The sequence below is a fragment of the Microbacterium sp. NPDC060117 genome, from assembly GCF_042729315.1.
Lineage (GTDB): Bacteria > Actinomycetota > Actinomycetes > Actinomycetales > Microbacteriaceae > Microbacterium.
Window position 1 is genome coordinate 52,126 of record NZ_JBHWXR010000004.1, and the last position, 19,528, is coordinate 71,653.

The 19,528-nt window shown below is 66.9% G+C and carries 32 protein-coding genes; 31 read left to right on the plus strand and 1 reads right to left on the minus strand.

What is annotated here, in order from left to right; translation table 11 throughout:
• Positions 1 to 33: 33 nt before the first annotated feature.
• Positions 34 to 936 carry a hypothetical protein gene (locus tag ACFWCK_RS16050; RefSeq protein WP_378806807.1) on the plus strand — a complete coding sequence of 301 codons (903 nt, stop codon included), beginning with the start codon at positions 34 to 36 and terminating at the stop codon, positions 934 to 936.
• 58 nt (positions 937 to 994) lie between these two features.
• On the opposite strand, the gene ACFWCK_RS16055 is transcribed toward ACFWCK_RS16050, so the two are convergent.
• Entirely contained in the window at positions 995 to 2,014 is a 1,020-nt protein-coding gene (locus tag ACFWCK_RS16055; protein WP_378806808.1) for a hypothetical protein, read from the minus strand.
• Positions 2,015 to 2,861: 847 nt separating this feature from the next.
• Here ACFWCK_RS16055 and rpsJ point away from each other — a divergent pair.
• From rpsJ to rplQ, 30 genes are all read left to right on the plus strand, one after another.
• Positions 2,862 to 3,170 carry a 30S ribosomal protein S10 gene (rpsJ, locus tag ACFWCK_RS16060; protein WP_017201594.1) on the plus strand — a complete coding sequence of 103 codons (309 nt, stop codon included), beginning with the start codon at positions 2,862 to 2,864 and terminating at the stop codon, positions 3,168 to 3,170.
• A 10-nt stretch (positions 3,171 to 3,180) separates the two neighbouring features.
• Positions 3,181 to 3,840, plus strand: a complete 660-nt coding sequence (gene rplC / locus ACFWCK_RS16065) for a 50S ribosomal protein L3 (RefSeq protein WP_233312367.1) — start codon at positions 3,181 to 3,183, stop codon at positions 3,838 to 3,840.
• Between the two features lie 5 nt (positions 3,841 to 3,845).
• On the plus strand, positions 3,846 to 4,502 hold the full coding sequence (gene rplD / locus ACFWCK_RS16070) for a 50S ribosomal protein L4 (protein WP_233312366.1): 657 nt from the start codon (positions 3,846 to 3,848) through the stop codon (positions 4,500 to 4,502).
• Positions 4,499 to 4,816, plus strand: a complete 318-nt coding sequence (rplW, locus tag ACFWCK_RS16075; RefSeq protein ID WP_045249924.1) for a 50S ribosomal protein L23 — start codon at positions 4,499 to 4,501, stop codon at positions 4,814 to 4,816. Before rplD ends, rplW begins: the two co-directional genes overlap by 4 nt.
• Positions 4,817 to 4,836: 20 nt before the next feature.
• The gene (rplB, locus tag ACFWCK_RS16080; RefSeq protein WP_233312365.1) at positions 4,837 to 5,676 is read left to right on the plus strand and encodes a 50S ribosomal protein L2; all 840 of its coding nucleotides are present in this window, start codon (positions 4,837 to 4,839) and stop codon (positions 5,674 to 5,676) included.
• Between the two features lie 12 nt (positions 5,677 to 5,688).
• Positions 5,689 to 5,970, plus strand: coding sequence for a 30S ribosomal protein S19 (gene rpsS, locus ACFWCK_RS16085; RefSeq protein WP_233312364.1), 282 nt, complete (start codon positions 5,689 to 5,691; stop codon positions 5,968 to 5,970).
• Positions 5,970 to 6,350 (plus strand): 50S ribosomal protein L22, encoded by a 381-nt coding sequence (gene rplV / locus ACFWCK_RS16090; protein ID WP_233312363.1) that lies wholly within the window; start codon positions 5,970 to 5,972, stop codon positions 6,348 to 6,350. Before rpsS ends, rplV begins: the two co-directional genes overlap by 1 nt.
• Positions 6,350 to 7,105, plus strand: a complete 756-nt coding sequence (gene rpsC, locus ACFWCK_RS16095) for a 30S ribosomal protein S3 (RefSeq protein WP_233312362.1) — start codon at positions 6,350 to 6,352, stop codon at positions 7,103 to 7,105. Before rplV ends, rpsC begins: the two co-directional genes overlap by 1 nt.
• Positions 7,105 to 7,524, plus strand: a complete 420-nt coding sequence (rplP, locus tag ACFWCK_RS16100) for a 50S ribosomal protein L16 (protein WP_184215346.1) — start codon at positions 7,105 to 7,107, stop codon at positions 7,522 to 7,524. Before rpsC ends, rplP begins: the two co-directional genes overlap by 1 nt.
• Entirely contained in the window at positions 7,524 to 7,838 is a 315-nt protein-coding gene (gene rpmC / locus ACFWCK_RS16105) for a 50S ribosomal protein L29 (protein ID WP_378806810.1), read from the plus strand. The genes rplP and rpmC overlap by 1 nt, the downstream gene beginning before the upstream one ends.
• Positions 7,838 to 8,155, plus strand: a complete 318-nt coding sequence (rpsQ, locus tag ACFWCK_RS16110) for a 30S ribosomal protein S17 (protein WP_052674221.1) — start codon at positions 7,838 to 7,840, stop codon at positions 8,153 to 8,155. Before rpmC ends, rpsQ begins: the two co-directional genes overlap by 1 nt.
• Positions 8,152 to 8,520 (plus strand): 50S ribosomal protein L14, encoded by a 369-nt coding sequence (rplN, locus tag ACFWCK_RS16115; protein WP_045249917.1) that lies wholly within the window; start codon positions 8,152 to 8,154, stop codon positions 8,518 to 8,520. The genes rpsQ and rplN overlap by 4 nt, the downstream gene beginning before the upstream one ends.
• A gap of 3 nt (positions 8,521 to 8,523) precedes the next feature.
• Positions 8,524 to 8,883, plus strand: a complete 360-nt coding sequence (rplX, locus tag ACFWCK_RS16120; RefSeq protein ID WP_233312360.1) for a 50S ribosomal protein L24 — start codon at positions 8,524 to 8,526, stop codon at positions 8,881 to 8,883.
• On the plus strand, positions 8,883 to 9,473 hold the full coding sequence (rplE, locus tag ACFWCK_RS16125) for a 50S ribosomal protein L5 (protein WP_233312359.1): 591 nt from the start codon (positions 8,883 to 8,885) through the stop codon (positions 9,471 to 9,473). The genes rplX and rplE overlap by 1 nt, the downstream gene beginning before the upstream one ends.
• Positions 9,474 to 9,624: 151 nt before the next feature.
• Positions 9,625 to 10,023, plus strand: a complete 399-nt coding sequence (rpsH, locus tag ACFWCK_RS16130; RefSeq protein ID WP_233312358.1) for a 30S ribosomal protein S8 — start codon at positions 9,625 to 9,627, stop codon at positions 10,021 to 10,023.
• Between the two features lie 6 nt (positions 10,024 to 10,029).
• Positions 10,030 to 10,566, plus strand: coding sequence for a 50S ribosomal protein L6 (gene rplF, locus ACFWCK_RS16135; RefSeq protein ID WP_233312357.1), 537 nt, complete (start codon positions 10,030 to 10,032; stop codon positions 10,564 to 10,566).
• 2 nt (positions 10,567 to 10,568) lie between these two features.
• Positions 10,569 to 10,928: a 50S ribosomal protein L18 gene (rplR, locus tag ACFWCK_RS16140; protein ID WP_267920971.1), complete on the plus strand. Its 360-nt coding sequence runs from the start codon at positions 10,569 to 10,571 to the stop codon at positions 10,926 to 10,928.
• Positions 10,925 to 11,617, plus strand: a complete 693-nt coding sequence (gene rpsE / locus ACFWCK_RS16145) for a 30S ribosomal protein S5 (RefSeq protein WP_308192534.1) — start codon at positions 10,925 to 10,927, stop codon at positions 11,615 to 11,617. The genes rplR and rpsE overlap by 4 nt, the downstream gene beginning before the upstream one ends.
• Entirely contained in the window at positions 11,617 to 11,802 is a 186-nt protein-coding gene (gene rpmD, locus ACFWCK_RS16150; RefSeq protein WP_045249910.1) for a 50S ribosomal protein L30, read from the plus strand. Before rpsE ends, rpmD begins: the two co-directional genes overlap by 1 nt.
• Entirely contained in the window at positions 11,802 to 12,323 is a 522-nt protein-coding gene (gene rplO / locus ACFWCK_RS16155; protein WP_105686040.1) for a 50S ribosomal protein L15, read from the plus strand. Before rpmD ends, rplO begins: the two co-directional genes overlap by 1 nt.
• A gap of 103 nt (positions 12,324 to 12,426) precedes the next feature.
• The gene (gene secY, locus ACFWCK_RS16160; protein ID WP_233312356.1) at positions 12,427 to 13,749 is read left to right on the plus strand and encodes a preprotein translocase subunit SecY; all 1,323 of its coding nucleotides are present in this window, start codon (positions 12,427 to 12,429) and stop codon (positions 13,747 to 13,749) included.
• Positions 13,746 to 14,360: an adenylate kinase gene (locus tag ACFWCK_RS16165; RefSeq protein ID WP_233312355.1), complete on the plus strand. Its 615-nt coding sequence runs from the start codon at positions 13,746 to 13,748 to the stop codon at positions 14,358 to 14,360. Before secY ends, ACFWCK_RS16165 begins: the two co-directional genes overlap by 4 nt.
• Position 14,361: 1 nt before the next feature.
• Complete coding sequence (map, locus tag ACFWCK_RS16170; RefSeq protein ID WP_378806813.1) at positions 14,362 to 15,213, plus strand: type I methionyl aminopeptidase; 852 nt, start codon at positions 14,362 to 14,364, stop codon at positions 15,211 to 15,213.
• 130 nt (positions 15,214 to 15,343) lie between these two features.
• Positions 15,344 to 16,015, plus strand: a complete 672-nt coding sequence (locus ACFWCK_RS16175) for a DsbA family protein (RefSeq protein ID WP_378806815.1) — start codon at positions 15,344 to 15,346, stop codon at positions 16,013 to 16,015.
• A gap of 146 nt (positions 16,016 to 16,161) precedes the next feature.
• Positions 16,162 to 16,383, plus strand: coding sequence for a translation initiation factor IF-1 (gene infA / locus ACFWCK_RS16180; RefSeq protein ID WP_017201569.1), 222 nt, complete (start codon positions 16,162 to 16,164; stop codon positions 16,381 to 16,383).
• A gap of 65 nt (positions 16,384 to 16,448) precedes the next feature.
• Positions 16,449 to 16,565 (plus strand): 50S ribosomal protein L36, encoded by a 117-nt coding sequence (gene rpmJ, locus ACFWCK_RS16185; protein ID WP_005050492.1) that lies wholly within the window; start codon positions 16,449 to 16,451, stop codon positions 16,563 to 16,565.
• A gap of 147 nt (positions 16,566 to 16,712) precedes the next feature.
• Positions 16,713 to 17,087: a 30S ribosomal protein S13 gene (gene rpsM, locus ACFWCK_RS16190; RefSeq protein ID WP_045249906.1), complete on the plus strand. Its 375-nt coding sequence runs from the start codon at positions 16,713 to 16,715 to the stop codon at positions 17,085 to 17,087.
• A 27-nt stretch (positions 17,088 to 17,114) separates the two neighbouring features.
• On the plus strand, positions 17,115 to 17,513 hold the full coding sequence (gene rpsK, locus ACFWCK_RS16195; RefSeq protein ID WP_017829189.1) for a 30S ribosomal protein S11: 399 nt from the start codon (positions 17,115 to 17,117) through the stop codon (positions 17,511 to 17,513).
• Positions 17,514 to 17,639: 126 nt separating this feature from the next.
• Positions 17,640 to 18,629 (plus strand): DNA-directed RNA polymerase subunit alpha, encoded by a 990-nt coding sequence (locus tag ACFWCK_RS16200; RefSeq protein ID WP_233312352.1) that lies wholly within the window; start codon positions 17,640 to 17,642, stop codon positions 18,627 to 18,629.
• Positions 18,630 to 18,695: 66 nt separating this feature from the next.
• The gene (rplQ, locus tag ACFWCK_RS16205) at positions 18,696 to 19,247 is read left to right on the plus strand and encodes a 50S ribosomal protein L17 (RefSeq protein WP_233312351.1); all 552 of its coding nucleotides are present in this window, start codon (positions 18,696 to 18,698) and stop codon (positions 19,245 to 19,247) included.
• Positions 19,248 to 19,528 lie beyond the last annotated feature (281 nt).

Genomic DNA, 19,528 nt, shown 5'->3' on the forward strand with positions numbered 1-19,528 from the left:
ATCGATGTAGGCGCAAGCCATCTGGGAGACATCATGGGCGAGACTCTGGGGAAGAACGCGACGGGGCTTCACCGCCGCACGGTGCTGAAGGGCGCCGCCTGGAGCGTTCCGGTGGTGGCCGCGGCCGTGGCGGTGCCGGCGTATGCCGCGAGCGCCTGCACCGATTACACGGTCGGCGGGCTCGGATTCGTGCCGAACGGATCCTCCTACACCGCGACCTATGGTGTGCAGTCGGCGGCGGGGCCCCAGTCGTTGGCCGGATGGTCGCTCGTGATCACTCTGGTGCCGAAAGCCGGTGGGCCGAGCATCATCGTTCCGGCGCAGACCACCTCCGGCACGACCATCACGCGCACCGACCTTCCCAACGGCAGCGTTCAGCTGCAGATCAGCGGTGCGACGGGCACGTCGGTCTCGTTCGGCGGCACCTTCACCGGTGGCTACACCGGGAGCGCGGCGTGGACCAAGGCCGCGTGCTCGATCAACAAAGGCATCGACTTCGGCGCTGCGATCCCGCCCTTCACCGGAATGAGCGCGACGCTCAATGCGACGGGTCGCACGGGCGCCTACCTCAGCGGAAGCGCAACCTTCACCCCGCCCACCGGAGTCGCGGCTGTCACCAACGCGACGCTGGCCTTCACCGTCCAGCAGAAGCAGAACAAGCACGTGCTCATCGGCAGCGGAACGACAGCAGCCACCGTGTTCTCCGGCTCCGGGTGGAGCTTCACCAGCGCCACTTCGTCGGGCGACAACATCACCTATGTCTTCACATATGCGGGAAGCGTCGCTGCGGGAGCGACCAGCACCCTGAGTTTCAGGCTCAACTCGTCGAGCTCGATCGGCAACGGTGATCTTCCGATCTCGATCGGCGCCACGCGGACCCTGTCGGGGACGCAGTTCGTGACCGTGACACCCAATGTGACGACCGGGACCTGGTAGCCGACGGTCTCGTTCGGCTCCTGAGGCCGCGGACGAAAGACACGGACTGCCCGCCCGCTCATCGCCCCCCGCGCCATCCGGCCTGCCGCAGCGCGGCGCGGACGCGGCGGGCGGGCTCGCCCGTCTGGCGGAGGTGCTCCGCCGTGATCTGCACGACACGCCAACCCGCCTGGGCGTAGGCCTGGTACTTGTCGATGTCCTTCGTCCAGCGCCGGCGGTCGGTGCGGTGATAGTCGCCCTCGTACTCGACGGCGACCTGGAAGTCGGGATAGGCGATCTCACTGCAGCCGAGGAATGCGCCGCGAGAGTACACATCGAAATCGAGCGTCGGCGTGGGCAGACCCCGGCCGGCAATGAGGGCAAGGCGCAGATCCGTCTCCTTGGGTGACGCGGATCCGATGCGGATCAGGGTGCGCGCCTCCCGGAGCTTCGTGATCCCGATACGCCGGCCCGCTCGGATCACCGCATCGAGATCGTCGAACGTCGCAAGCGGTGCACGCAGCACACGACCGAACGGCCCCGGGATGCGCGGGATCCGAACGATCGCGTCTCCGACCGCCACGAGCTCATCGATGCCGAGGCGGCCGGCAAGCGACGCCCAGGTCGCGGCCGGCGTAGCGACAGGCAAGCCGCCGACGAACATCACCGGCTCGAGCGCAGCGACACACTGATGCCCGCGGATCCGCGGTCCGCGCGGTGCTCTGCCGGGTGCAGGAATGGCCGCTTCGACCTGGACGCGCTCGGAGACCGGACGGAGTGGACTTCCTGCCATCGGGAACGCCCGCGCGGGAAGCGGGATGCCGTGCAGCGCCGCCGCCGTGGAGTGGCTGAGGTGAGCGCCAGGTGGCAGAGCCAGCGCGTACGCGATGGCGAGTTCTCGCACGGTCGTGGCCACGGGATCCGCGAACGGATCCGGTGCCGGGTCGTCGTCGGGCGGATCCACGGATGTGCGCACTCCTCGGAACGGGCTGGTCAGATCGGGACGGCGCAACTGCTTCGCAGAGAGCCCTGCCGCTCGGCCCTGGGCGAAGGTGAACGAGGTGCCGAGGTGCACGGGGACGGGACGTCGTGGCTGCATGCGATCCAAGATGCTCGCGTCCGGCGCCTGGCGGGGCGGTGACCACGCAATCCGTGGGGACCCGGTTCGAATCGTGAGCTGTGGGGAGTGGTCAGTTGCTGCTCGCTGGTCGCGTGTCGCCCCTTGGGGGCCTGCGAAAGGGCGATACGGGACCAGCGAACAGTGTGGAGCGGGCGATCCGGGACCAGGGAGCGGGGGAGGGTGCGATCTGGTCGCGTGTCGCCCCTTGGGAGCCTGCGAAGGGGCGATACGGGACCAGCGAACAGTGTGGCGGGGGCGATACGGGTCCAGGGAGCGGCGGGAGGGTGCGATACGGGACCAGCGAACAGTGCGGAGGGGTGATCCGGAGCCAGCGAGGTGCGAGAGGGGGCTGTTCGCGACCGGCGAGCGAACGGGGAAGCCACCTCGGGAAGCCAGGGCCCGAAGCCGCCGCTCGACATCGCCGCGGAGGGACACGCCGGACACGCCGTCGCGACACGCCCGAGTTTGCGACACGCCCGGGCTGCACGTAGACTATGGAGGTTCCACATTCCGGCGTGCGTCCCGATGCGCGCTGGATCACTGCCAGGGCAGTGCACAGACGGCGTGCTTCACGCAGGGATCTGGGCCGCGGGCAGCAGAACAGACAACCGACACCTCCTCACCGAGGCCCTGCCATGTGCGGGGGTCGGCTTCCGCGGGTCGTGAGGCCCCGGGCTGACAGCAGAACAGTGGTGCGCCCCTTCGAACGGATCCGGCAACGGGTCAGGAGGAGGAGTGCGAAGGCGCAGAACGCGCCGTCGCGCGTCCAATGCCCCCGGATCACCCGGTCCGGGCAGGTACGACGCTTAATGAGAGAGAGCAGACAATGGCGGGACAGAAGATCCGCATTCGCCTGAAGTCGTATGACCACGAGGTCATCGACACGTCGGCCCGCAAGATCGTCGACACCGTGACCCGTGCGGGCGCGACCGTCGTCGGCCCGGTGCCGCTTCCGACCGAGAAGAACGTCGTGTGCGTCATCCGGTCGCCCCACAAGTACAAGGACAGCCGCGAGCACTTCGAGATGCGCACCCACAAGCGTCTGATCGACATCGTCGACCCGACGCCGAAGGCCGTTGACTCGCTCATGCGTCTCGACCTTCCTGCTGACGTCAACATCGAGATCAAGCTGTAAGGGGATCACGATGGTCGACATCAACGCAAAGATTTCCAAGGGCCTGCTCGGCACGAAGCTCGGCATGACCCAGGTGTGGAATGAGAACGGCAAGCTGATCCCGGTCACCGTGATCGAGCTGGCCCCGAACGTGGTCACCCAGATCCGCACCCCCGAGAAGGACGGCTACAACGCCGTGCAGATCGCGGCCGGTCAGATCGACCCGCGCAAGGTCAACAAGCCGCTCACCGCGCACTTCGAGGCAGCCGGGGTCACCCCGCGTCGTCACGTCACCGAGATCCGCACCGCGGACGCCGGCGACTACAGCCTGGGCCAGGAGCTCACGGTCGACGGCACCTTCGAAGCGGGCCAGCTGGTCGACGTCGTCGGCACCAGCAAGGGCAAGGGCTTCGCCGGTGTCATGAAGCGCCACAACTTCAAGGGCGTCTCCGCCTCGCACGGTTCGCACCGCAACCACCGCAAGCCCGGTTCCATCGGTGCTTCGTCGACCCCGAGCCGTGTCTTCAAGGGCATGCGCATGGCCGGTCGTATGGGTGGCGAGCGCGTGACCGTCCTCAACCTCACGGTGCACGCCGTCGACGCCGAGAAGGGTCTGCTGCTCGTCAAGGGCGCCGTCCCCGGCGCGCGCGGCCGCATCGTCTACGTCCGCAACGCAGTGAAGGGTGCCTGAGTCCCATGGCTGACACCACTCTGACGCTCGACGTGTTCGCCGGCGGCAAGAAGACCGGTACGGTCGACGCCCCCGCCGCGATCTTCGACGCCAAGACCAACGTTCCGCTGATCCACCAGGTCGTCGTCGCGCAGCTCGCCGCGGCACGCCAGGGCACCCACTCGACCAAGCGTCGCGGTGAGGTCTCCGGTGCCGGTCGCAAGCCCTTCAAGCAGAAGGGCACGGGTAACGCCCGTCAGGGCTCCATCCGCGCGCCGCACATGACCGGTGGTGGCATCGTCCACGGCCCGAAGCCGCGCGACTACTCGCAGCGCACCCCCAAGAAGATGATCGCCGCCGCCCTCGTGGGTGCGCTGAGCGACCGCTTCCGCGGTGAGCGCCTGCACGTCGTCGAGTCCTTCGGCATCGAGGGCAAGCCGTCCACCAAGACGGCCGCCGCCTTCCTGACCTCGCTCCCGGGCAAGAACCTCCTCGTGGTCATCGACCGCGAGGACGACCTGACCGCCCTGAGCGTCCGCAACCTGGCCGCTGTGCACGTGCTGTACTTCGACCAGCTGAACGCCTACGACGTGGTCAACTCCGACGACATCGTCTTCACCAAGGCGGCCTTCGACGCGTTCGTCGCGCTGAAGTCCGGCGCAACCGAGGAGGTCTCCGCATGAGCGACAACATCCTCGCCGCGGCTGCCAACAAGGACCCGCGCGACATCATCCTGAAGCCGGTCGTCTCCGAGAAGAGCTACGGCCTGATCGACGAAGGCAAGTACACCTTCCTGGTGGACCCCCGCGCCTCCAAGACCGAGATCAAGCTCGCCATCGAGAAGATCTTCGACGTCAAGGTCGCCAGCGTCAACACGATCAACCGCGTCGGCAAGGCTCGCCGCACCCGCTTCGGCACGGGCAAGCGCAAGGACACCAAGCGCGCCATCGTCGCCCTGAAGTCGGGCACCATCGACATCTTCACGGCAGTGAACTGACCGGGGGATAAGGACACAACATGGCTATTCGCAAGTACAAGCCCACGACCCCGGGTCGCCGCGGCTCGTCGGTGGCCGACTTCGCCGAGATCACCCGATCGACGCCGGAGAAGTCGCTGCTCCGTCCGCTCAGCAAGACCGGTGGCCGCAACAACCAGGGCCGCATCACGACCCGTCACATCGGTGGTGGCCACAAGCGCCAGTACCGCGTCATCGACTTCCGTCGCAATGACAAGGACGGCATCGACGCCAAGGTCGCTCACATCGAGTACGACCCCAACCGCACCGCGCGCATCGCGCTGCTGCACTACTTCGACGGTGAGAAGCGCTACATCATCGCGCCGAACAAGCTGAAGCAGGGCGACATCGTCGAGTCGGGTGCCGGCGCTGACATCAAGCCGGGCAACAACCTCCCGCTGAAGAACATCCCGACGGGTACGGTCATCCACGCCATCGAGCTCCGCCCCGGCGGCGGCGCGAAGATGGCCCGCTCGGCCGGCGCCTCCGTGCGTCTGGTCGCGAAGGACGGCCCCTACGCCCAGCTGCGTCTGCCCTCGGGCGAGATCCGCAACGTCGACGCGCGCTGCCGTGCGACGATCGGCGAGGTCGGCAACGCCGAGCAGTCGAACATCAACTGGGGCAAGGCCGGCCGCAAGCGCTGGCTGGGCGTGCGCCCGACCGTCCGCGGTGTCGCCATGAACCCGGTGGACCACCCGCACGGTGGTGGCGAGGGCAAGACGTCCGGTGGACGTCACCCCGTCTCCCCCTGGGGCCAGGCTGAGGGACGCACCCGTCACGCCAACAAGGAAAGCGACAAGTACATCGTGCGTCGCCGTAACGCCGGCAAGAAGCGCAAGTAGGAGTAAGAGAAGATGCCTCGCAGTCTTAAGAAGGGCCCCTTCGTCGACGAGCACCTGCTTCGCAAGGTGGTCGTGCAGAACGAAGCCGGCAGCAAGAACGTCATCAAGACCTGGTCGCGCCGGTCGATGATCATCCCCGCCATGCTGGGACACACCATCGCCGTGCACGACGGACGCAAGCACATCCCCGTGTTCGTGTCCGAGAGCATGGTCGGTCACAAGCTGGGCGAGTTCGCGCCCACCCGCACCTTCCGCGGCCACGTGAAGGACGACAAGAAGGGGCGGCGCCGCTAATGGTCGAATCCGTCGCACGCGTGAAGCACATCCGCGTGACCCCGCAGAAGGCTCGTCGTGTCGTCGCCCTCATCAAGGGCAAGCAGGCGCAGGAAGCCCTCGCCATCCTGAAGTTCGCGCAGCAGAGCGCCTCCGAGCCGATCTACAAGCTCGTGCACTCCGCCATCGCCAACGCTCAGGTGAAGGCCGACCGCGACGGCGAGTTCCTCGATGAGCAGGACCTCTACGTCAAGAACGCCTTCGTGGACGAGGGGACGACGCTGAAGCGTTTCCAGCCCCGCGCCCAGGGTCGCGCGTTCCAGATCAAGAAGCGCACGAGCCACATCACGGTCGTGCTGGCCACCCCTGAGGTCGCCAAGAACGAGAAGGCGAGCAAGTAATGGGACAGAAGGTAAACCCGTACGGCTTCCGCCTCGGCATCACCACGGACCACGTGTCCCGGTGGTTCTCTGACTCCACCAAGCCGGGTCAGCGTTACGCCGACTACGTCGCCGAGGACATCAAGATCCGCAAGCTCCTGCAGACGCAGCTCGACCGCGCCGGCGTGAGCAACATCGAGATCGAGCGCACCCGCGACCGCGTGCGTGTGGACATCCACACTGCTCGTCCGGGCATCGTCATCGGCCGCCGCGGCGCCGAGGCGGAGCGCATCCGTGGCGACCTCGAGAAGCTCACGGGCAAGCAGATCCAGCTGAACATCCTCGAGGTCAAGAACCCCGAGGCCGACGCTCAGCTCGTCGCTCAGGGCATCGCCGAGCAGCTCTCTGCTCGCGTCGCCTTCCGTCGTGCCATGCGCAAGGGCCTCCAGGGTGCCCAGCGCGCCGGCGCCAAGGGCATCCGGATCCAGGTCTCGGGCCGCCTCGGCGGCGCGGAGATGAGCCGGTCGGAGTTCTACCGCGAGGGTCGTGTGCCGCTGCACACGCTGCGCGCGAACATCGACTACGGCTTCTACGAGGCCAAGACCACCTTCGGCCGCATCGGCGTGAAGGTCTGGATCTACAAGGGCGACCTCACCAACAAGGAGCTTGCTCGCGAGCAGGCCAACGCACCGAAGTCCCGTCGTGACGACCGTGGCGGCGACCGCCGTCGTGGCCCGCGCAACGAGGCTCCCGTCGCAGAAGGAGCGTCTGCCTGATGCTTATCCCTCGCAAGGTCAAGTACCGCAAGCAGCATCACCCCAAGCGTGATGGTGCGGCCACCGGCGGCACGAAGGTCTCCTTCGGCGAGTTCGGGATCCAGGCCCTCACCCCCGCTTACGTGACCAACCGTCAGATCGAGTCCGCTCGTATCGCGATGACCCGTCACATCAAGCGTGGTGGAAAGGTGTGGATCAACATCTACCCCGACCGTCCGCTCACGAAGAAGCCTGCCGAGACCCGCATGGGTTCCGGTAAGGGTTCCCCCGAGTGGTGGGTCGCCAACGTCAAGCCGGGTCGCGTCCTGTTCGAGGTCGCGGGCGTCAACGAGGAACTCGCTCGTGAGGCCCTGACCCGTGCCATTCACAAGCTGCCGCTCAAGGCACGCATCATCAAGCGCGAGGAGGGCGACGCGTAATGGCGATCGGCACCAAGGAGCTCGGTGTGACCGAGCTCGACACGTTCGAAGACCAGCGCCTCGTCGAGGAGCTGCGCAAGGCCAAGGAGGAGCTGTTCAACCTCCGTTTCCAGTCGGCCACCGGCCAGCTGGAGAGCCACGGCCGCATCCGCGCCGTCAAGCGCGACATCGCGCGCCTGTACACCGTGATCCGCGAGCGCGAGCTGGGCATCCGTGCGACGCCCGCTCCGGTCGAGGCTCCGGCCAAGAAGGCGTCCAAGGTAAAGGCGAAGAAGGCCGACGAGGCTGACGCGCCGAAGGAGGAGGCCGAGTAATGGCTGAGAAGAAGGCTGCTGCCGCCGAGGCTGAGGTCGTCTCGCACGACGTCCGCGACGCCGACGCTCGTGGCTACCGCAAGTCGCGCCGCGGCTACGTCGTCAGCGACAAGATGGACAAGACCATCGTCGTCGAGGTCGAGGACCGCGTGAAGCACCCGCTGTACGGCAAGGTCATCCGCCGTACGACGAAGGTCAAGGCGCACGACGAGAACAACACCGCCGGCATCGGCGACCTCGTTCTCATCAACGAGACCCGCCCGCTGAGCGCCACCAAGCGCTGGCGTCTGGTGGAGATCCTGGAGAAGGCAAAGTGATCCAGACCGAGTCCCGACTCAAGGTCGCCGACAACACCGGCGCCAAGGAGCTGCTCACCATCCGCGTGCTCGGCGGTTCCAGCCGCCGTTACGCGGGCCTGGGCGACATCATCGTCGCCACGGTCAAGGACGCGATCCCCGGTGGGAACGTCAAGAAGGGTGACGTCGTCAAGGCCGTCATCGTCCGCACCGTGAAGCAGACCCGCCGTCCCGACGGCTCGTACATCAAGTTCGACGAGAACGCCGCCGTGATCCTGAAGAACGACGGGGAGCCCCGCGGCACCCGCATCTTCGGCCCGGTCGGTCGTGAGCTCCGTGACAAGAAGTTCATGAAGATCGTCTCGCTCGCCCCGGAGGTGCTGTAACTCATGGCGAACATCAAGAAGGGTGACCTGGTTCAGGTCATCACCGGCCGCAAGCAGGAAAAGGGCGGCGACCGCGGCAAGCAGGGCAAGGTCCTCGAGGTCCTCGTCGAGCAGAACCGCGTGATCGTGGAGGGCGTGAACTACGCCACCAAGCACACCCGCGTCGGCCAGACGCAGCGCGGCACGAAGACGGGCGGCATCGAGACCATCGAGGCCCCCATCCACATCTCGAACGTCGCCCTGGTCGACCCCGAGACGAAGAAGCCGACCAAGGTCGGTCACCGCGTCGAGGAGCAGGTCAAGGACGGCGTGAAGCGCACGGTTCGCGTGCGCTACGCGAAGAAGAGCGGTAAGGACCTCTGATGGCGGCTGCTGACGCCGCGGGCGCTGTCAAGGTGCAGCCCCGCCTGAAGGCGAAGTACAACAACGAGATCAAGAAGGCTCTGCAGGACGAGTTCGGCTACGAGAACGTCATGCAGATCCCCGGCCTGGTCAAGGTCGTCGTCAACACCGGTGTCGGTGAGGCGGCTCGCGACTCCAAGGTGATCGATGGTGCGGTCGACGACCTCACCAAGATCACCGGCCAGAAGCCGATCGTCACGAAGGCCCGCAAGTCCATCGCGCAGTTCAAGCTGCGCGAGGGCCAGCCCATCGGCGCGCACGTCACCCTCCGCGGTGACCGCGCCTGGGAGTTCGTGGACCGCCTCGTGAACCTCGCACTGCCCCGTATCCGCGACTTCCGCGGTCTCTCGGACAAGCAGTTCGACGGCAACGGCAACTACACCTTCGGTCTCACGGAGCAGAGCGTGTTCCACGAGATCGATCAGGACCGCATCGACCGCGTCCGCGGTTTCGACATCACTGTCGTGACCACGGCGAAGAACGACGACGAGGGCCGGGCGCTGCTCCGCCACCTCGGCTTCCCGTTCAAGTCGGACGAGGTCCAGGCGTAAGACCATGTCTTGAAGACCGGATCCCGGGGGCTTCCTCGGGATCCGGTCTTCGGGCGTGTTGCACGTGACGTACAATTGAAAATTGCGTGCTCATCGCAGGCCGTCTGCCGTGTAACGGCAGCCGGAACCTCATGAACGAAAGAAGACAACTATGACGATGACAGACCCGGTCGCAGATCTGCTGACCCGTCTGCGCAACGCGAACTCGGCGCATCACGACTCCGTGACCCTGCCGTCGAGCAAGCTGAAGACCCACATCGCTGAGATCCTCCAGCAGGAGGGCTACATCTCGGGTTGGGAGATCTCCGACGCCCGCGTCGGCAAGAACCTCACCATCTCGCTGAAGTACGGCCCGAACCGCGAGCGGTCGATCGCCGGCATCAAGCGCGTCTCCAAGCCCGGCCTCCGCGTGTACGCGAAGTCGACGGAGCTCCCCAAGGTGCTCGGCGGCCTCGGTGTCGCGATCCTGTCCACCTCCTCGGGGCTCCTCACGGACCGCCAGGCTGAGCAGAAGGGCGTGGGCGGAGAAGTTCTCGCCTACGTGTGGTGATCTGAAATGTCGCGTATTGGACGACTTCCCATCGAGATCCCCGCGGGCGTGACCGTTTCGGTCGACGGCCGTGCGGTGTCGGTGAAGGGCCCGAAGGGCGAGCTCTCGCTCACCGTGGCCTCCCCCATCGAGGTGTCGGTCGAGGAGAACCAGGTTCTCGTCACCCGTCCGGACGACGAGCGCGCCTCGCGTTCGCTGCACGGTCTGACCCGCACGCTCATCAACAACGACATCATCGGCGTGACCCAGGGCTACTCCAAGGGCCTCGAGGTCGTCGGCACCGGTTACCGCGTGCAGCAGAAGGGCAACTCGGTCGAGTTCGCCCTCGGCTTCTCGCACCCGGTCCTGATCGACCCGCCCGCCGGCATCACCCTGACGGTCGAGGGCGCCAACAAGCTCACCGTCAGCGGCATCAGCAAGCAGGCCGTCGGCGAGGCGGCTGCGAACATCCGCAAGATCCGCAAGCCCGAGCCGTACAAGGGCAAGGGCGTGCGCTACGCCGGCGAGGTCGTGCGTCGCAAGGCCGGAAAGAGTGGTAAGTAACCATGGCTATCAAGACGAAGTCCGACGCCCGCTCGCGTCGTCACGCCCGCCTTCGCAAGAAGATCCAGGGCACCGAGGCGCGTCCGCGCCTGGTCGTCACCCGTTCGGCCCGCCACGTCTTCGTGCAGCTGGTCGACGACAGCAAGGGCCACACCGTGGCCAGTGCCTCCACCCTCGAGACCGACCTGCGCGGCTTCGACGGTGACAAGACCGCCAAGGCCCGCAAGGTCGGCGAGCTCGTCGCCGAGCGCGCGAAGGCCGCCGGTGTCTCGGAGGCCGTGTTCGACCGCGGTGGCAACCGGTACGCCGGTCGTGTCGCGGCCATCGCCGACGGCGCCCGCGAAGGGGGTCTGGCACTGTGAGTGACAACAAGGAGAACGAAGTGACCGAGACGGCTACGGCTCCCGCCGAGACGGCGGCCGGTACCGAGGCTCCGCAGCGCGACGAGCGCCGCGGCGGCCGTGGTGGCCGTGACCGCGGTCAGGGCGGCCGCGACCGCAACTCCCGCGACCGTGGGGACAACCAGTTCCTCGAGCGCGTGGTGACCATCAACCGCGTGTCGAAGGTCGTCAAGGGCGGCCGTCGCTTCAGCTTCACCGCGCTCGTCGTGGTGGGTGACGGCAACGGTCTCGTGGGCGTCGGTTACGGCAAGGCCCGCGAGGTCCCGCTCGCGATCTCGAAGGGCGTCGAGGAGGCGAAGCGCAACTTCTTCCGCGTGCCGCGCTCCGCGTCGACCATCCCGCACCCGGTGCAGGGCGAGGCCGCTGCCGGCGTCGTGCTGCTGCGTCCGGCCGCTGCCGGTACCGGTGTCATCGCCGGTGGTCCGGTCCGCGCCGTGCTCGAGTGCGCCGGTATCCACGACGTGCTGTCGAAGTCGCTCGGCTCGTCGAACACGATCAACATCGTGCACGCGACGGTGGCCGCCCTGAAGCAGCTCGAGGAGCCCCGTGCGGTCGCCGCGCGTCGTGGCCTCGAGTTCGACCAGGTCGCCCCGGCGCGTCTCGTCCGCGCAGAGGCCGACGCCATCGCTGCGCAGAAGGCAGGTGCCTGATGGCTGCGCGCCTCAAGGTCACGCAGGTCAAGTCCAAGGTGAGTGAGAAGCAGAACCAGCGCGACACGCTGCGTTCGCTCGGCCTCAAGCGGATCGGCGACTCGGTCGTCCGTCCCGACGATGCCCAGACCCGCGGTTACGTCCGCGCGGTCGCTCACCTCGTCAAGGTTGAGGAGATCGACTAATGGCTGAGAAGAAGGAAGCGGCCACCAAGACCGCCGCCAAGAAGCCGGCCGCCAAGAAGGCCGAGGAGACCACGGTCTCCCGTCCCGGCGTCCTGAAGGTGCACCACCTGCGTCCGGTCCCCGGCGCCAACACCGCGAAGACCCGTGTCGGTCGCGGTGAGGGCTCCAAGGGCAAGACCGCCGGTCGCGGCACCAAGGGCACCAAGGCCCGCAACACCGTTCGCGTCGGTTTCGAGGGTGGGCAGATGCCGCTGCACATGCGCACCCCGAAGCTGCGCGGGTTCAAGAACCCGTTCCGCGTGGAGTACCAGGTCGTGAACCTGGAGAAGCTCGCCGAGCTCTACCCGGCCGGTGGCGACGTGACCGTCGCCGACCTGGTCGCCAAGGGCGCGGTCCGCAAGAACGAGAAGGTCAAGGTCCTGGGCAACGGCGACATCGCCGTGGCTCTGACCGTGTCGGTCGACAAGGTCTCCAGCTCCGCGGAGCAGAAGATCGTCGCCGCCGGCGGATCGATCAAGTAACACCCGTCGAGAGGGGCCGGAGATTTCTCCGGCCCCTCTTGCGTTACCCTGGGTAATCGACTGTCCCTCGTCGGGCGTCATCCCTTTTCAGGAAGGCAAGCTTTTGTTCAGCGCCATCGCGCGGATCTTCCGCACGCCGGATCTTCGACGCAAGATCGGCTTCACGATCGCGATCATCGCGATCTACCGCCTCGGATCCACCGTGCCCGCTCCGTTCGTGAGCTTCCCGAACGTCTCCGAGTGCCTCGCGCAGAACAGCGGCACCGAGGGGCTGCTCGGACTCGTCAACCTGTTCTCCGGCGGCGCTCTGCTGAAGCTGTCGATCTTCGCGCTCGGCGTGATGCCGTACATCACGGCCTCGATCATCACCCAGCTGCTGCGCGTGGTCATCCCGCACTTCGAGGCGCTGCACAAGGAGGGCCAGGCCGGCCAGGCCAAGCTCACGCAGTACACGCGCTACGTCACCATCGCGCTGGCGCTGCTGCAGTCCACGACTCTCGTCACCGTCGCGCGCACCGGCCAGCTGTTCGGTCAGACCGGCGTCGCGGCGTGCAACCAGCTGCTCACCAACGACGTGTGGTGGGCGCAGCTGCTGCTCATCATCACGCTGACGGCCGGCACCGGCCTGATCATGTGGTTCGCCGAGCTCGTCACCGAGAAGGGCATCGGCAACGGCATGTCGCTGCTGATCTTCACCTCGATCGCTGCGACCTTCCCCGGCGCCATGTGGGCCATCATGCAGACGAAGGGCTTCGAGGTCTTCCTGCTCGTCCTGCTCGTCGGCATCGTCGTGATGACCCTGGTCGTCTTCATCGAGCAGTCGCAGCGCCGCATCCCGGTGCAGTACGCCAAGCGCATGGTCGGACGCCGAACCTACGGCGGCACCAACACCTACATCCCGATCAAGGTGAACATGGCGGGCGTGATCCCGGTCATCTTCGCCTCGTCGCTGCTGTACATCCCGATGCTGGTCGCGCAGTTCAACATCCCGCAGGACGGCAAGACGCCGCCGGCGTGGGCGACCTGGATCATGACGTACTTCGTCAAGGGCGACCACCCGATCTACATGATCACGTACTTCCTGCTGATCATCGGCTTCACGTACTTCTACGTCGCGATCACGTTCAACCCGACCGAGGTCGCCGACAACATGAAGAAGTACGGCGGCTTCATCCCGGGCATCCGGGCGGGCCGTCCCACCGCCGAGTACCTCGACTACGTGCTCACCCGCATCACGCTGCCCGGATCCCTCTACCTCGGCATCATCGCGTTGATCCCGCTGATCGCGCTGGCCACGGTCGGCGCGAACCAGAACTTCCCGTTCGGCGGCGCATCGATCCTGATCATCGTCGGCGTCGGCCTGGAGACGGTCAAGCAGATCGACGCGCAGCTGCAGCAGCGACACTACGAAGGGCTCCTACGATGACGGCATCCGCAACCTCCACCGCACGCCTGCTGATCGTGGGCCCGCAGGGCTCCGGCAAGGGCACGCAGGGAGTGCGGATCGCCGAGGCCTACGGCATCCCGGTCGTCTCGACGGGCGACATCTTCCGCGCCAACATCAAGGAGGGCACGGAGCTGGGCAAGCAGGTCACCGCGATCCTCGATGCGGGCGACCTCGTCTCCGACGAGCTCACCGGCGCGCTCGTGCGCGACCGTCTGTCCCAGCCCGACGCGGAGGCCGGCTTCCTCCTGGACGGCTACCCCCGCAACGCGGCGCAGGTCGAGGATCTGGACGCGTTCCTGGGGGAGCAGGGCACCTCGCTCGACGCGGTGATCCTGCTCGACGTGCCGCGCGAGGAGAGCATCGCCCGGATCACCGTGCGCGCGGTCGAGCAGGGTCGCGGGGATGACACCCCCGATGCCATCGCGAAGCGCCTGGACATCTACGAGGAGCAGACTGCTCCGATCCTCGACGTGTACGGCGCGCGCGGCATCGTGGACACGATCGACGGCGTCGGCAGCCTGGACGAGATCACCGAGCGCGTCTTCGCAGCGCTGAGCGCGCGCGGCCTCGTGCGCACGGCTGCGGTCTGACGTGGCGTTCCGCCGCTCCATCTACAAGAGTCGCGCTCAGCTCGAGGCGATGGTCGAGCCCGGTCTGATCACCGGTGCGGCTCTCTCCGCGGTGCGCGGCGCCGTGCGCTCCGGCATCGCGACGGGGGAGCTCGACGCGATCGCCGAGCGTGTGATCCTGGATCGCGGCGCCGAGTCGAACTTCAAGCTCGTGCGCGGTTACCGGCACACCACGTGCATCTCGGTCAATGACCAGGTCGTGCACGGCATCCCGGGTTCCCGCGTCCTGCAGCCCGGCGACATCGTCTCGATAGACTGCGGTGCCCAGTTCCGCGGCTGGAACGGCGACAGCGCGATCACCGTCGTGGTCCCCGACCCGTCCGAGGCGGCGGCGGTCGGCCCGCGTCAGACGCTCTCCGATGTCACCGAGGGATCGATGTGGGCCGGCATCGCCGCGATGGCGTCCGCGAGGCACCTGGGGGACATCTCCGCGGCCATCGAGGACCACATCCTCGCCGCAGGCCCTTCCGCGGTCTCCGGGAAGCCCTACGGGATCCTGCGCGAGTACGTCGGACACGGCATCGGCCGCAAGATGCACGAGGCGCCGAGCCTGTTCAACTACCGCACGCCCGACCGCGGCGCCGAGGTGCGCCCCGGCCTCGTGCTCGCGATCGAGCCCATGGTCACGGCCGGCTCGGATCAGACCTACGTCGAGGACGACGACTGGACCGTCACCACGACCGACGGATCCGACGGCTCGCACTGGGAACACAGCGTCGCCCTGCACGATGACGGCATCTGGGTGCTGACCGCCGCCGACGGCGGTGCAGCGGGGCTCGCGGCCTTCGGGATCACCCCCGCGCCGATCGCCTAGCGAGGCTCGTCGGCCCGACCTGGCCCGACGCGGCGAATGCTCCCACGGACCTCAAAGGCTTCGCACGGCACAATGGGAAGACACAGCTGAGCGGATCCGCCGGGCGGGTCTGGACTAAGGAGACACACACATGGCCGCTGCCAAGGGCAGGACCAACGGGTTCGCCATCGGAATCACCGCCGCAGTCGTCGCCGTGCTCATCGCACTGGTCGGCGTCGTCGTCTGGCTGAACAACAAGGCCACGGACCCCGGTGCCGCTCCGAAGAGCGCGATCATCAACTCCGACACCGGCGCCGTCACCACCGGCAACGGCAAGGACAAGGTCGCGCTGTACGTCGACTTCCAGTGTCCGATCTGCAAGCAGTTCGAGACCCAGTACGGATCCACTCTGCAGACCCTTGCGAAGGACAACAAGATCACGCTCGAGTACCACCCGATCGCGATCCTCGACCGCTACTCGCAGGGCACGAACTACTCGTCGCGCGCCGCGGCGGCCGCCTACAGCGTCGCTCAGGAGAACCCCGACAAGTTCCTGGACTACCTCAACACGCTGTTCGAGAACCAGCCCACCGAGAACACGCCCGGTCTCACCGACCAGCAGCTGATCGACTACGCCAAGCAGGTCGGCGCCGACAAGGCCGAGGCGACCATCAAGGCGGGCACGTTCTTCAAGTTCCCCACCGCGCAGGCGACCGCGCACAAGATCCAGGGGACGCCGACGATCGAGATCAACGGCGAGCGTCTCGACACCAGCAAGCCGGCCGACGTCGCCAAGCTGCAGAAGATCGTCGACCAGAAGTAACAGCTCCGCATTTTGCGGATCCGCGGATCCGGACTACCATAGATCTTTGGTGCTTTGCGCCTTGGTCCGGCGTGTCCGGATCCGCACAGTTCCACCACCACCCACCCACCGCAGATCGACCGGTCTGCAGAAGCGTCAGCGAGGCTATGGCTAAGAAAGACGGTGTCATCGAGATCGAGGGCGTGATCTCCGAGGCTCTTCCCAACGCGATGTTCCGCGTTGAGCTGAGCAACGGACACAAGGTCCTTGCAACGATCTCCGGCAAGATGCGGCAGAACTACATCCGCATCATCCCCGAGGACCGTGTCGTCGTGGAGCTCTCTCCGTACGACCTCACGCGCGGTCGCATCGTCTACCGCTACCGCTAGACCGGTCGAGAAGTAACACCCCAGGCGTTCGCGCCTGCCCGGTGAAGACAGCGATAAGGAACAACATGAAGGTCAACCCCAGCGTCAAGCCGATCTGCGACCACTGCAAGGTGATCCGCCGTCACGGCCGCGTCATGGTGATCTGCAAGAGCAACCCGCGCCACAAGCAGCGCCAGGGCTGAGCATCCGGGCTCCGGCCCGGATCTCTCGCGATCTCACAACTCAATATCTGAAACAGGCAGGATCAGAACCCGCAAGGGGGACACCTCGGGCGGAGGCCCGGGCACCGATCCTGCTCCACACCTCCACAACACTCCAGGAGTCACCGCATGGCACGTCTTGCCGGCGTCGACATCCCGCGCGACAAGCGCGTGGTGATCGCCCTCACGTACATCTACGGCATCGGCCGTACCCGCTCGGTCGAGATCCTCAAGGCCACCGAGATCGACGAGTCGATCCGCGTCAAGGACCTCTCCGACGACCAGCTCGTCGCCCTCCGCGACTACATCGAAGGCACCTACAAGGTGGAGGGTGACCTCCGCCGTGAGGTCGCCGCCGACATCCGCCGCAAGGTCGAGATCGGCTCCTACGAGGGCCTTCGTCACCGCCGTGGCCTGCCGGTCCGCGGTCAGCGCACCAAGACCAACGCCCGTACCCGCAAGGGCCCGAAGCGCACCGTCGCCGGCAAGAAGAAGGCCCGCTAAGCGGCCAGGGAATAGGAGAACACTTTCATGGCTGCACCTAAGGCCGCCGCGCGCAAGCCGCGCCGCAAGGAGAAGAAGAACATCGCGCTGGGCCAGGCCCACATCAAGTCGACGTTCAACAACACCATCGTCTCGATCACCGACCCGTCCGGCGCCGTCATCGCCTGGGCCTCGTCCGGTGGCGTGGGCTTCAAGGGCTCGCGCAAGTCCACCCCGTACGCCGCCGGCATGGCCGCGGAGTCGGCCGCCCGTCAGGCTGCCGAGCACGGTGTGAAGAAGGTCGACGTCCTCGTCAAGGGTCCGGGCTCCGGCCGCGAGACCGCGATCCGCTCGCTGCAGGCCGCAGGCCTCGAGGTGGGTTCGATCCAGGATGTGACGCCCCAGGCGCACAACGGCTGCCGCCCGCCGAAGCGCCGTCGCGTCTGACGCGTTCTGAGGATCCTCGGATCTCGATGCTGTCGAGACCGGGGATCCTCACCCGCGTTTCCTCCACAACTCAAGACCTCACCCACACGTGTCATATAGCGGGCACGTGATCGAAAGGAACACACAGTGCTCATCGCACAGCGTCCCACTCTCACCGAGGAAAAGATCTCCGAGAACCGCAGCCGGTTCGTCATCGAGCCGCTCGAGCCCGGCTTCGGTTACACGATCGGCAACGCGCTGCGTCGCAGCCTGCTCTCCTCGATCCCCGGCGCGGCCGTGACCAGCGTCCGCATCGACGGCGTCCTCCACGAGTTCAGCACCATCCCCGGTGTCAAGGAGGATGTCACCGAGATCATCCTCAACATCAAGCAGCTCGTCGTCTCCTCGGAGCGTGATGAGCCCATCACCGCCTACCTCCGCAAGACGGGCGCCGGCGAGGTCACCGCGGCGGACATCTCCGCTCCGGCCGGTGTCGAGGTGCACAACCCCGAACTGGTCATCGCGACCCTCAACGAGACCGCCAAGTTCGAGCTCGAGCTCACCATCGAGCGCGGCCGCGGCTACGTCTCCGCGGCGCAGAACCGCAGCGAGTACGCCGAGGCGGGCCAGATCCCGATCGACTCGATCTACTCGCCCGTGCTCAAGGTCAGCTACCGCGTCGACGCCACCCGTGCCGGCGAGCGCACCGACTTCGACAAGCTCGTGCTGGACGTCGAGACCAAGAACTCGATCATCCCGCGCGACTCCGTCGCCTCGGCCGGCCGCACGCTGACCGAGCTGTTCGGTCTCGCCCGCGAGCTGAACGTCGAGGCCGAGGGCATCGAGATCGGCCCCGCGCCGGTCGAGGCCGTGCTCTCGAACGAGCTGTCGATGCCGATCGAGGATCTCGATCTGTCGGTCCGCTCGTACAACTGCCTCAAGCGCGAAGGCATCAACACGGTGTCCGAGCTCGTCGCCCTCTCGGAGACGCAGCTCATGAACATCCGCAATTTCGGACAGAAGTCGGTGGACGAGGTGCGCGACAAGCTCGTCTCGCTCGGCCTGTCGCTGAAGGATTCGGTGCCCGGTTTCGACGGCGCCCACTTCTACGGCGGCTCCGAAGACGAGTCCTTCTGACCTACCCGTTCTGTCAGCTGGCAGAGGCCCGCTGACCCGAACCTTTCCGATCCAGGAGTATTAACAATGCCTAAGCCCACCAAGGGTCCCCGCCTCGGAGGCGGCCCGGCCCACGAGCGTCTGCTGCTCGCGAACCTCGCTGCACAGCTGTTCGTCCACAAGTCGATCAAGACCACCGAGACCAAGGCCAAGCGCCTGCGTCCGCTGGCCGAGCGCCTTGTCACCTTCGCCAAGCGCGGCGACCTGCACGCGCGCCGTCGCGTGCTGACGGTGCTGCGCAGCAACAAGGAGGCGACGCACATCCTGTTCGCCGAGATCGCGCCGCTCGTCGCCGAGCGTGAGGGCGGCTACACCCGCATCACCAAGGTCGGCAACCGCAAGGGCGACAACGCGCCCATGGCCGTGATCGAGCTCGTGCTCGAGCCCGTCACCCCCAAGGTGAAGAAGGCCGCTGCGAAGCCCGCCAAGGCGGAGAAGGCCGCTCCCGCCGCCGAGGCTCCGGCCGAGGTCGTCGAGACCGAGGTCGTGGAGGAGGCCGTCGAGGCTCCCGCCGCCGAGGCCACCGAGGCCGCTGCTGAGGCTCCGGCCGAGGCCGCCGCGGAGGAGAAGGCCGAGTAAGGTCCGTCGCTCGTACGAAGCCCGTCGCCCCCTGTGGGCGGCGGGCTTCGTCGTCCCCGCCGGGGCGGCGTTGTTGCTTCGCCCGGTGCCCTTCACCCGGGGCCGGGGGCCCGGTGCCCGGTGCCCTTTGCGACGTACTCGCTGGTCGCCAGGATGCGCACCGTCCGGTGTTCGCTGGTCGCCAAGCGCCCCTTCACGGCCGCGGAAGGGGCGTTTGGCGACCAGCGAGCAGGGCTGCAGTGCGGCTAGCGCGGCAGGGCGGCAGCGCGGCAGCGCGGCAG